Source organism: Chitinivibrionia bacterium, from assembly GCA_009779925.1.
Lineage (GTDB): Bacteria > Fibrobacterota > Chitinivibrionia > Chitinivibrionales > Chitinivibrionaceae > WRFX01.
On sequence record WRAZ01000030.1, the window covers coordinates 17,104 to 28,218 of the forward strand.

Annotated in this window: 9 protein-coding genes and 2 tRNA genes; 6 read left to right on the top strand and 5 right to left on the bottom strand. The window is 43.7% G+C overall.

Annotated elements, in window-relative coordinates:
* Window positions 1-35: 35 nt before the first annotated feature.
* The 5 genes from mfd to FWE23_08395 form a co-directional block, all read right to left on the bottom strand.
* The gene (mfd, locus tag FWE23_08375; protein ID MCL2845450.1) at window positions 36-3,443 is read right to left on the bottom strand and encodes a transcription-repair coupling factor; all 3,408 of its coding nucleotides are present in this window, start codon (window positions 3,441-3,443) and stop codon (window positions 36-38) included.
* 25 nt (window positions 3,444-3,468) lie between these two features.
* Window positions 3,469-3,541: transfer RNA gene (locus FWE23_08380), tRNA-Lys, on the bottom strand.
* A 127-nt stretch (window positions 3,542-3,668) separates the two neighbouring features.
* On the bottom strand, window positions 3,669-3,866 hold the full coding sequence (locus FWE23_08385) for a hypothetical protein (GenBank protein ID MCL2845451.1): 198 nt from the start codon (window positions 3,864-3,866) through the stop codon (window positions 3,669-3,671).
* Window positions 3,867-3,995: 129 nt separating this feature from the next.
* Window positions 3,996-5,369, bottom strand: a complete 1,374-nt coding sequence (locus FWE23_08390; GenBank protein ID MCL2845452.1) for a hypothetical protein — start codon at window positions 5,367-5,369, stop codon at window positions 3,996-3,998.
* Between the two features lie 181 nt (window positions 5,370-5,550).
* Entirely contained in the window at window positions 5,551-5,733 is a 183-nt protein-coding gene (locus FWE23_08395; protein ID MCL2845453.1) for a hypothetical protein, read from the bottom strand.
* A 131-nt stretch (window positions 5,734-5,864) separates the two neighbouring features.
* On the opposite strand from FWE23_08395, the gene FWE23_08400 reads away from it, so the two are divergent.
* The 6 genes from FWE23_08400 to FWE23_08425 all read left to right on the top strand — a co-directional run bounded on the left by FWE23_08400 (window position 5,865) and on the right by FWE23_08425 (window position 11,073).
* Window positions 5,865-7,499, top strand: coding sequence for a hypothetical protein (locus tag FWE23_08400; GenBank protein ID MCL2845454.1), 1,635 nt, complete (start codon window positions 5,865-5,867; stop codon window positions 7,497-7,499).
* Between the two features lie 111 nt (window positions 7,500-7,610).
* Window positions 7,611-7,832 carry a hypothetical protein gene (locus FWE23_08405; GenBank protein ID MCL2845455.1) on the top strand — a complete coding sequence of 74 codons (222 nt, stop codon included), beginning with the start codon at window positions 7,611-7,613 and terminating at the stop codon, window positions 7,830-7,832.
* A 9-nt stretch (window positions 7,833-7,841) separates the two neighbouring features.
* On the top strand, window positions 7,842-10,130 hold the full coding sequence (locus FWE23_08410; GenBank protein ID MCL2845456.1) for an HD domain-containing protein: 2,289 nt from the start codon (window positions 7,842-7,844) through the stop codon (window positions 10,128-10,130).
* Window positions 10,111-10,731, top strand: a complete 621-nt coding sequence (locus tag FWE23_08415) for a hypothetical protein (protein MCL2845457.1) — start codon at window positions 10,111-10,113, stop codon at window positions 10,729-10,731. Before FWE23_08410 ends, FWE23_08415 begins: the two co-directional genes overlap by 20 nt.
* A 51-nt stretch (window positions 10,732-10,782) precedes the next feature.
* Window positions 10,783-10,986 (top strand): hypothetical protein, encoded by a 204-nt coding sequence (locus FWE23_08420; protein ID MCL2845458.1) that lies wholly within the window; start codon window positions 10,783-10,785, stop codon window positions 10,984-10,986.
* A 9-nt stretch (window positions 10,987-10,995) separates the two neighbouring features.
* Window positions 10,996-11,073: transfer RNA gene (locus FWE23_08425), tRNA-Val, on the top strand.
* Window positions 11,074-11,115 lie beyond the last annotated feature (42 nt).

An 11,115-nucleotide genomic window follows, 5' to 3' on the forward strand; every position in this document is an offset into this window, starting at 1 on the left:
TATTGGCGATGAGATAAAGTTCGCAAGTGGCGACATCATCCGCCGACGGGATGGCTTTTCGCCTTCACAAGCACTCCCATAACAGCCCGTGCCTGCTCCATAGGTTCGCCTTGTGAGATTTTGCATTTTAGTTTTATTTGCTCGCCGTAATCAAGGGTGAATTTAGCCTCTTCGACCGCCATAAATTGCGAGCACGATTTTGCCTGTTTTTCGCTTTCGCCGCCGAGGGTTAATGTTAAAGCATTTGCCTCCAATGCCAAATCTTTTACGCTCAGAATCCCCGCGAGAATTTTTATGCTCATAAAAAGCAAAAGTTCTCCGACGGGCTCGGGATACGCGCCAAATCTATCGGTAATTTCCGCCTCAAAATCGCCCAATTCTTCAATCGTTTTTGCAGATGTGCATTTTTGATAAAGCATAATCTGAAGCGAAGTGTCGGCGACGTAATCGGAGGGGAAATAGCCGTGAATTTTTATGCGCATTTGGGTATCGATTGCCTGTTCCGTTTCGCTGTTAAGGTTGTTCAGGCGCGTAATTTCTTCTTTGAGAAGCTGGCAGTAAAGTTCAAAACCGACCGCCGAAATTGAGCCGCTTTGGTCGGTGCCAAGCAAGTTTCCCGCACCCCGAAGTTCCAAATCACGCATTGCAAGCTGAAATCCGCTTCCCAAGTCGGTGTATTGTTCGAGCGCTTTGAGACGTTTCATCGAATCTTCTTTTACTTTTCGGAAATCTTTTACCAAAAAGTAGGCAAATGCCTGTTGCGCGCTTCTTCCGACCCTGCCTCTAAGCTGATACAACTGCGAAAGCCCCAATTTATCCGCGTCTTCCACAATTATTGTGTTGGCGTTGGAAATATCTATGCCATTTTCGATTATCGTTGTGCAAACAAGGATGTCGTATTGCCCCGCGACAAATTTTTCCATAATTTTGTCGATTTTTTCGCCCTCCATTTGCCCGTGAGCAATGGCGATTTTGGCGTTTGGTACAAGGTTTTCGATACGCAGATACAATTCCGTAAGCCCCTCTATTCTGTTCATCACTACAAACGCCTGCCCTCCACGTTCAAGTTCGTTTTCGAGCGCGGATTTTATTAAATCGTCGTGAGATTGGGCGATTTTTGTCTCTATGGAGTGGCGGTTTCGCGGGGGAGTGTTTATCAGCGACAAATCACGAATTCCCGCCATCGACATGTGCAGAGTGCGCGGAATTGGGGTTGCGCTCATCGACAAAACGTTTATGGAATGCCGAAAATTTGTGAAACTATCCTTTTGTTTTACGCCGAAACGCTGTTCTTCGTCGATTATAAGCAAGCCCAAATTCTTAAATTCAACGTCTTTTGCCAAAATTTTGTGCGTGCCTACCAATATGTCGATTTCGCCTTTTGCGACCCTGTCTTTAATGTCGCCCACGCTTCTGCCTTCCGTTAAGCGGCTCAAATCTTGGATTTTTACGGGAAATTCCGCCATTCTTTCGCGAAAAGTTTTTGTGTGTTGCGCCGCCAAAACCGTTGTGGGAGCCAAAACCGCCACCTGAAAACCGCTCATAACCGCTTTGAACGCCGCCCGCATTGCAACCTCGGTTTTTCCGAAGCCCACATCGCCGCAAACTAATCTGTCCATCGGTTTTTTGTCGCACAAATCCTTTTTTATCTGCTCGATTACGGTAATTTGGTCGTCAGTCGGCTCGTATTCAAAGGACGCTTCAAATTCTTTTTGCCAATTGTTGTCGGCGGCGCAAATAAGCCCGTCGTTTACTTCGCGCTTTGCGTAAAGTTTCACCATTTTTCCTGCCATTTCTTGCAGTTGTTCGCGGGTGCGCTCTTTTCGTTTTTGCCACGCCGAACTTCCCAAAACCGATAATTCGGGCGCAAATCCGTCTTTTCCTATGTATTTTTGGACTTTGTAATAGTCTATAATCGGCACCCGCAAAAACGCCTTGTCGCGGTATTCTATAAGAAGGCAATCCTGCTCGAAATCGCCGACTTTTACTTTGTCCACGCCCAAATATTTGCCTATTCCGTGGTCGATATGCACCACAATGTCGCCTCGCTCAAGCGTATCGAAATTAACTGCAGAAGCGCGTTTTGCAAGTTTTTGAGCAACTTTTTTGCTTGCCGCTCTGTCAAATATTTTTCGGTCGCAATAGCAATAAATTTTCTGGCTCAGCGAAAAAAAGCCGTTTTGCAAAAAAAGCGTTTCAATCGGCGGGATTTTTTTCAGCTGTTTTTCTTCGAGCATTTCTCTGAGACGGTTTGCGTGCCCCTCGTTTTCGGCGAAAATTTTGACGTCAAAACCCATTTCGTATTTGTAGTTAAGGTCATTGACAAAAAGCGAAAAATCCCCTAAAAAAGGTGGCTGATTAGCAAAATCAAAGGTAAAATTCGGGAAAGAAGGGCTTTTTTGGTTCAAAAAACACTGTCGAAATTGTAATTTTTGCCGAATTTGCGATACATCGACAAGCAAATCCTGAGGATTGGACGCAAACGGCGCAACAACTTCGGGAACGCGCCCCTTATGGTTTTCGTAATTCCCGATTTCGCGCTCAAAAATCCGCTCCAAATCAAAAACGTCATTGTGAATTATCAGCGAATTTTCGGGAAAATAGTCAAAAATGCTTCCCTGTTCGAGGTCAAACCAGTGCGAAAACCATTCCAAACCGTCGATTTCGTTAAAAACGCTCCACGAATGCGCTATAAAATCGTAGCTTTTTTTGTCGATACCCTCTTTTTCGCAGTATTCTTTTATTTTGACGAGAGCAAGGTCGCGTTCCTCCACGCTCGGCGAAAATTCTTTCATCGGCAAAATGTTTATCTTGCTTACGGGCTTTATGGAGCGTTGCTTAAATATGTCAAACTCGCGAATGGAGTCGATAGTATCGCCCCAAAACTCTATGCGAATGGGATTTTCGTGTCCGAAAGCGTAAATGTCAAAAATCCCGCCGCGTTTTGAATATTGTCCGGGCGCGGTAATCATACTTTCGCGCGAAAATCCCGCGTTTGTAAGTTTTTGCGCCAATATATCGGGCGAAACATCCTCGCCGACGGCAACGCTCAGCACGGAATTAAACAATTTTTCGGGAGAGGCGACCTTTTCAAAAATCGTAGCAAAAGGCATAACGACAATTTTTGCGTTTCCGTCCAAAATATCGTTCAAAACCACCATTCTTTGCTCGCGGGTCGGACCAAAGACCGAGCGCATATTATAAGGAATATTGTTAGCCTGCGGAAAAAGAAGCGCCGAATTCGCCTCAATCGAATTTAATTCGTTGCAAATTCGCTCGGCGCTTTTGCTGTCCTGCGCCAAAACAACGCACAAACGCGATTTTTCGCTTTCGTATATATCGTGAATTAAAAAAGTATCGACGCTTTCGGCAATTCCCGAAGCGCACACCGAATTTTTTTTCAGTTCGGCTGTAAGTTCTTTAAATATTTGATTAAGTTTCATATTTGGATTATTCTTTAATTGAAAATGAGTCAGGAGGGATTCGAACCCTCGACCCACGCCTTAAAAGGGCGTTGCTCTACCTGCTGAGCTACTAACTCTTCCGTTATTTCATCTAACAGACGGGGGGAAAATACATAAATGCCAACGCAAAAATCAAGGGGTTTGTGAAATTTTGTGAAAATTTTTATAAAAATTATTTTTAAAGAATATGCGTGTCAAGAACTATCACTCGTCAATCTCCTTGTAAAGCGGCGAAACAATATCACCTAAAACCCTTCCTTTACCGAGTATTGCAGGATGACAAAATCCCCGCAAAATCTTATCTCTTTCCTTGTCTGTGTAATTCTTAACATTTCTTGTTATAATTATACTTTTGTTAATTTTCGCCGATGTCTTGCTCGGTTTTATCGTTATCGCTTCCATAGAAACCTCCTTTGTTTATACTAAAATACCATTTGTCAACATAAAATAACGGCAAATAACTTCAAAAACAAAAAAAGGACAGGTATTTCTACCTGCCCCAAAATCACCTTAAAGATGAATTATATCAAATCAGAACGATGACGCAAAGCCGATTTCAAATCTTGAGAAAGATCTTTTTATGTCGTTGTCGTCGCCGTAATTTTCAAATGCTCTGTTGTACCAACCACCGTTAGCTGCGGTTGCGCCGTGTACTCCGTTGCCCGTCCAATGACGAAAACGAGGAGTGATTGACAATCTGGGATTAACCGCAATCGCAAAACGCGCGTCAATGAAATTTACAACAGCTTTTTCATCGCTCGGCGCATTATCGGAATTGTTAGACAAAACCTCAAGCGCATATCTTACGCGTGCTGTAAACAATCTGTTGTTTTCGCCGCCGAATGTAATAACGGGCTCAATTCCACCTGTAGCCATAACGATTTTTTTGTCAAAATCGCTTGCAACATCCTGAAGCGCGCCTACATTAGCGTTCAAAGAAAACTGAGGCGCAATGCGGAAGCCCAAATCAACGCCTTGTGAAAGAACTGCTCCGTTAGAAACTTCTTTTCCTTCACCGTCCAAAGTTCTGCCAGCTGTAATTATGTTTAGAGCAGGTCTTACTGTAGTTTTTCTTTCATTGAAAGCCAAGTCCGCGCCAAGGATAATTCTTGCGTTATTGTGAGCGCCAATTGTATCTTCTGCACCGACTTGCACTGTTTGTCTCATCGGATTATCTGCAATACCTACGGTTGCAAACAATCTTGTCGTCGGATTTACAGGAAATGAGAAATCAAATCCGGCAAGCGAATTGCCGTAAGTATTAAAGAAGTTCATAGTTGGATTTCTTCTTACATACGTTGCATGAATGTCAAGCGCTGTGTTGCTTGCAACATCTAACAAACCGCCGGAAAAATGGAAATTGCTCGCAGGTTTCCAAGTGAAAGAAGCGTTTGCCAATCTCGGCGTAACCAAATCCATACTTGTCGCGCCTGAGCCAACACCTGAACCAAAAACTTCAAATCCTGCGTTCGCCGACGGGTCTGTAAGGCGGAAAGTCAAATCAAGTTGTTCGTTTACGGCAACGCTCAATCTGTATTGCCAAGTGAACATAAAACGACGGAAATTCGGGTCGGCGGCAATGTCTTCTTTTTTGCCGTCCGCGTCCCATCTTCCGATTGTCTCCATACGAGGAGTAAAGCCTACGCCTCCGCTGTGTCTAATTCTTGGGAAAGCTGGCGCCGCCGCAACGGGCGCGGGCGCTTCTACTACTGCGGAAACGGGAACTACTGCCGCCTGTTGAGCCAAATTCGCAAGTTGCGCCTCAAGATTTGCAACTTGTTGAGCAAGAGCCGCCTGCTGCGCTTCCAAATTCGCAATTTCATCGTGCGAATGCTCTTCTCCGTCATTGTGTGCGTACGCCGCAAACACCATCGATAACACTAAAACACCAACCAATTTTCTCATAAAGAGACCTCCCAAAAATAGAGTAAAAAGTTAAATAACCAAAAAACTCGCTGTTAAAATAATATATTTCTGCACTCCTGCCAAGAGAAACGCGCGAATTTACAGTTTTTTTACAAAAATAAAACAAAAAAAAGGAGCAAATTTACTCTGCTCCCCTTAAAATGTAGCAAAAATCAACGAATTAAATAGAAATCGGCGCGCGTGATTTGGTCAAAAGTCCGCATTTGCACTCATAACCCATAGTGTTTTTGTTGAGTCCCATCATTCTTACGGGTTTTCTCTCTTCGCCGCATATTGCGCATCTCATACCTGATGTTGCCGCACCTCTGTCCTGCTTCGCGTTTTTTGACGCTTTTGCGTTCATAACAATTCTCCTTGTTTTACAAAAAAATAATAATTATTTACTGAAAAATACAATATTCCCAAATGTAAGTGTGGAAAAAATTATATTACCGTCGGTTTTTTTTATAATCAATTATAAAAAAGGAGTGTTAGATGACGGGACAAAAGATTTTTTTTGTAGTTTTTTTGATGTTTTCCATAACGTTTGCCTCCGGAAACAACCAGTTTTTAAGCAGAGAGGCTATTGACACCACCGTTCAGAGCGCATTTAACGCGTTCGTAATGGCGTCGCGCGAAGGCGGCGGCTTAACTCAGGAAAGAGCAATAAGAAGCGCAAGAGAAACTGCGACGGAGCTCAGAAGAATGGCGGAAACCGACCCCAACAGACGATATATTCTGTGGCGGCTTGCGGAATTGGAGTCCCAAATCTCCCTCGAAGAAGAAGAAGTGCGTTTCAGACAACGCTATGCGAGAGTGCAACAAATAAACGAATTGGTCGATTTATTCAACAGGGAGCTTTTGCAACCGCGCCCGAATTTCGCCAATTTACAGCAGTTATACAACAGAATGGACGCAATAGACGCGCGAACAACCAATCAATTTGCCGACAGAATAAACCAAAAAATGAGAAGTGTAACACACAATTTGACTGCGGATATAACAAATGCTTTCAACCGAAACAATTATGCGCAGGCAGAGGTAGAATTTTTGTATGCCGTAGAAAATCGCCGTTTTTTACGCATAAGCAGTACTGATTTGGAAAGATGGCGGCGACAAATCCAAGCGAAAAAAGACGCGGACTATCTGCAGGCAAATCTGGGAACCCGCATAAACACCTTAAACGGCATTGTGAAAGACAATCGTCTCTTGGAAGCACGCAGGCATATCGAAGTACTTGTCGTGGATTTGCAAGGTGCAACAGCGCTTTTGCCGCGAAATTTTGTAAGTTCCACAAGAATGCAACTTAACAATCTTTCCACAAGCATAGACCGAAGAGAAGACTCGCTCGTTCAACACGGACACGCGCTCATTAACGCAAGGCGATTTGACGAAGCAAGCGTATTTTTGCGCACCGTGCTGATGCCCGCGGGAGTAAACAGAGACAGAATTGCGGGAATTGACCGTGCAATAATATCGGCGACGGGCTCTACAATGCAACGTACGGAGTATCAGGCGAGCAACATTCGCTCATTCGATATGGCAAGCGAAGAAAGCGGCGGTGCATTCAACGAAATGATGAGACAGAGAACCAGTTCCATTCAGGCGACGGCAAGAGCGGAAGAAGAAAGAGCGCGCGCACACTTTGAAAATCGAAACAGGCGAGCGGTACGAACTCACAACTCCAACCTACAAAAACAAGCGGAAGCAAAAGTCCGAAGCGACAGATTTTTGGAAGAAGTGCAATCGCTTTTCAACGCAGGAAGATACGAGGCGGCATCCAGAAAATTCAGAGGCAGACCCGCGCAGGAAGCTGTTTTGAATGCAACGCCGATGCTTTTTATAAACGTAAAGGCACAGGTGAACAGTTTCAGAAGAATAAACAACAACGACGACCCTGAAATCGCCGCAGTGCAAAGAAGAATGGAAGAAACGAGTTCGCGTGCGCAACAACAACGAGTGCGGCAGATTATGGGCGACATTCTTGAACTGTTGGAAAGACAACGGTCAGGCGAAGCGTTTGCAACATTTTATTTTAACACGCAGCTTTTAATTGAGTTTGCAGACCCTCAGGCGCTTGTTTCTATGCGACGTTCGCTGGTGCAGGCATACACGAGGGATATGATGTAAAAGTGGGAAATTTTGCCGAAAATTAAAAATTTGAGCGTTTTTACTTTCGGCAATATATTATATTAGTGTGGAAATTTACAAATTTATTGACTGTAAAGTCGGGAGTAAATAATGGTTAGATTGATTAAATGCTTGGCAATCAGCGCGCTTTTCTTGTCTTTGACAGCTTGCGGAGCAGGCAGAACCGCGGGCGCATCAACAGCGCCTACAGAAGAACAAAGAATACGAATTGCCGAAAGTCAAGCGCAGGCAGAGCAGGCTGAAAGGTCGCTTTTTGACACGAAACTCGAAAGAATACGCTTGGAAGAGCAACTGGAAAACAACGAGCAATAATTATATATTATGCAAACTCCGGTAAAAAAGAGGAAAACGGGAAAATTCGCAGTTTCCGACCTTGACATACTTTCGTTTCGTTCGTTTATGAAACATCACTACAAAGCGATGCTTATTTTTCTTGTTGCGCTTGCGGTATTTTTTCCGTACAGCAGGCGCGATGTTCTTTATATGTATCCACAAGCAGGTGAAATATCAGCAGAGTTAATAATAGCTCCGTTTCCGTTCGATGTAATGAAAACAGACGCAGAAATTCAGGCTGAAAGAGACAGAGTCGCCCAAAGAATTCTGCCGACATTTCGTTATGCATACTCCGCTTTCTCCACTATGGAAGCAAGAATTGACAGCGTAATAGACCTCGCCAAGAACTACAAAAACAACGAAGTTCTGCCGATTTCGCGCGTATTCCTGCAAAACCCTCAAATTCTTGTGGATTTCAGAGAAATTGCGCTTGCCTCCGCACAAAGAGGTATTTTGAACAGAATTGTAGCGATTTCCCCCCAAAACGGCGAGGTACTTCAAAGAGAATACAACACACGGGAAGCGTTTATCTCTTCACCGAGAGGATTTATTGAAATTGTAAGCGGCGAAGGAGACGAACTGCAAGTAAGAACGGTTCCCATAGACAGCGTCGAAAACATACACGCGTTTTATTTCAGAATGGCAAACTACTTGGGAACAAGATACAATGTTCAGTCGAGAGAATTAAGCGCGGCTATGCTCGCACTCGCCCAAAGAGTAGGATTGCCAACCTTGATTTACGACCAGGAATATCACGAAACCCGCCTTGAAAATATGTTTGCGGCAATAAATCCCGTAAAAAGAACGATTATGCGCGACGTAGCGATTATTCGCCCGCACGAATTGGTCACGGAAGACGCGGCAAGAGCATTGGAAGCGCTTCGCTACGAACAAGTCGGACGCGCACAAGAGGCAAACCGAATAAAACCCATCGTTGATACGGCAATAATATTTCTTCTTTTGGCGGCGCTTGTTGTAATTGTAGTCTTTCATTCGGGAACTTACGCCCCGCAGTTTTTAAACAGAGAAAAATTCTTTTTGGCGGTATCAATTATTTGCGCCATTCAGCTTGCACTCATTCGACTTACGCAAACCGCCGCAAGAACGCTTTACGAACATAACGCAGGCATACAGATGGCAGACGGACGAATAGACTTAATCGTATCTTGGGGACCTATATTTACGGCGGTTATTTTGTCGTCGCTTCTTTTCGGCAGAAGAATAAGCTTTCTTTTATCGTTGTTTTTTACGGTTTATATGCTTTTTATCACGCAGTTCAGCACGCCTATTTCGCTCAGCATTCTTTTTGTCGGCGGATTTGTCGCCTATTTCGCGCAAAAAATTCGCTACCGAAAACATCTGCTAACATTAATCATATTTATGGTAGTCGCAAACATTTTAGCGCAACTTATGCTTAACTATATATGCAATACACTTTCGTCGCAAACCCTGTTTTCCGTAATACTCGCGCCTTCTTTAAGCGTGCTGTTGTCGGTAGGTATAGTATATTTGGTGCTCCCGCTTTTTGAATATATGTTCGGAATTACCACGATAACCTCGCTCTTGGAACTCGCAGATTTGAGCAATCCCCTGCTCAAACGCCTTGCAATAGAGGCTCCCGGCACATTCAATCACAGTCTGGCTGTCGGAAACCTTGCGGAACTAGGCGCGGAAGCGGCGGGAGTAAGCCCTATTCTTTGCAGAGTGCTTGCTTATTATCACGACATAGGCAAGATTAAAAATCCGATATTTTTTACGGAGAACCAATTAGACAAAAAGAACCCGCACGATAAACTTACGCCGCTTCGCAGTGCAAAAATTCTTATTAACCACATTAAAGACGGTTGTGAATTATTAGACGATTACAGAATTCCGAAAGTCATAAAAAACGGTGTAATTCAGCACCACGGAACGGGTATGGCAGGTTTTTTCTATCAAAAAGCGCTTGAAACAAAAAAGGAAAACGAGGAAGTTTTACTCGAAGATTTTAGCTATACGGGCGAAAAACCGCAGACAAAAGAGACCGCAATTCTTATGCTCGCCGACAAAGTAGAGGCGATGTCAAAATCGCTAAAAGGAGAAAGTGAGTCGGATTTGCGAAAAAAGATACACGACAACGTGCGGAAAATAGTAATTTCAGGACAATTAGACGAATGCGGACTGACTTTCCGCGAGGTAGTCGATATAGTAAACAGTTTTATGCCTGCGCTAAAAGGCATATTTCACGAAAGAATAGAATATCCGGAGGAGGGAAAAAATGGCAAAGAGCAAGTATAAAAGAGAGAATTTTCTCATAAGCAAGGAGATACAGGGCGCATATATGGTGTCTTTTTTAATTCCGATGACCATTATGCTTATTGTAATTGCGTTGATTTTTGTTTTCGCTTTACGCGTGGGCATTTCGCAGTCAATAGAGAAAATCAACTCGGAAGTAAACACAAATCTCACGATTTTCGGAGACCGCGAAAGCAGAACCGTGCAAGATTACAGACGGGCGATAGAAAATACCAGACAGGCGCTCAACGAAAATTATTCGGTAGCAAATCGCACAAAAAACATAGATTTGCTGATTATGTCAATGATGTACATTTTAATCCCCGGTTTTTTGCTCGCTATTGTACAAATCGTGTTTTTAACGGTATTTTTCTCGCATAAAATAGCGGGACCTGTTTTCAGACTGGAAATCGCCTGCAAACGAGTTATAGGCGGCGACTACAAAGAACGCGTGTACCTAAGAGACGGCGATAAGATGCGCGACCTTGCCACGCTCTTTAACGAAATGACAAATATTACGCAAGAACGTCTCGAAAAAGCGCTTACATTAAAGACAGAAGAAGAAAAACAAACTTTTCGTGTAGAAAACAAACTTAACCCTTGACAAGTATGCGTACAATAAAGTATTTTACACCCGTTATTTGAGGAGAAAGCAATGAATATCAAGTCAATAATAAACGTCCCGCTACTTATTATCGCGGTGATTGTGGGGATTATCGGATACATCTTTTTATCCATAGCGCCCATTGACAGTGTGTTTTCTTGGACAATAGCGCCGATAGTTCTTGTAGTTTTCTATTTGGTACTGATACCGCTTGCGATTATCAAAAGACCAAAAAACGAAAAGAGCGGCGATTAAGAATTTTTCGGGGGGTTAGCTCAGTCGGTTCAGAGCACCTGCCTTACAAGCAGGGGGTCACAAGTTCGAGCCTTGTACTCCCCACCACCATAGAGTGGACCGGTAGTTCAGTTGGTTAGAACGCCTGCC

Bases quoted from the DNA above. Each gene is read 5' to 3' on its own strand.
- mfd (MCL2845450.1), bottom strand. From the start codon at position 3,443: ATGAAACTTAATCAAATATTTAAAGAACTTACAGCCGAACTGAAAAAA.
- FWE23_08410 (MCL2845456.1), top strand. From the start codon at position 7,842: ATGCAAACTCCGGTAAAAAAGAGGAAAACGGGAAAATTCGCAGTTTCC.
- FWE23_08385 (MCL2845451.1), bottom strand. From the start codon at position 3,866: ATGGAAGCGATAACGATAAAACCGAGCAAGACATCGGCGAAAATTAAC.
- FWE23_08420 (MCL2845458.1), top strand. From the start codon at position 10,783: ATGAATATCAAGTCAATAATAAACGTCCCGCTACTTATTATCGCGGTG.
- FWE23_08405 (MCL2845455.1), top strand. From the start codon at position 7,611: ATGGTTAGATTGATTAAATGCTTGGCAATCAGCGCGCTTTTCTTGTCT.
- FWE23_08400 (MCL2845454.1), top strand. From the start codon at position 5,865: ATGACGGGACAAAAGATTTTTTTTGTAGTTTTTTTGATGTTTTCCATA.
- FWE23_08395 (MCL2845453.1), bottom strand. From the start codon at position 5,733: ATGAACGCAAAAGCGTCAAAAAACGCGAAGCAGGACAGAGGTGCGGCA.
- FWE23_08415 (MCL2845457.1), top strand. From the start codon at position 10,111: ATGGCAAAGAGCAAGTATAAAAGAGAGAATTTTCTCATAAGCAAGGAG.
- FWE23_08390 (MCL2845452.1), bottom strand. From the start codon at position 5,369: ATGAGAAAATTGGTTGGTGTTTTAGTGTTATCGATGGTGTTTGCGGCG.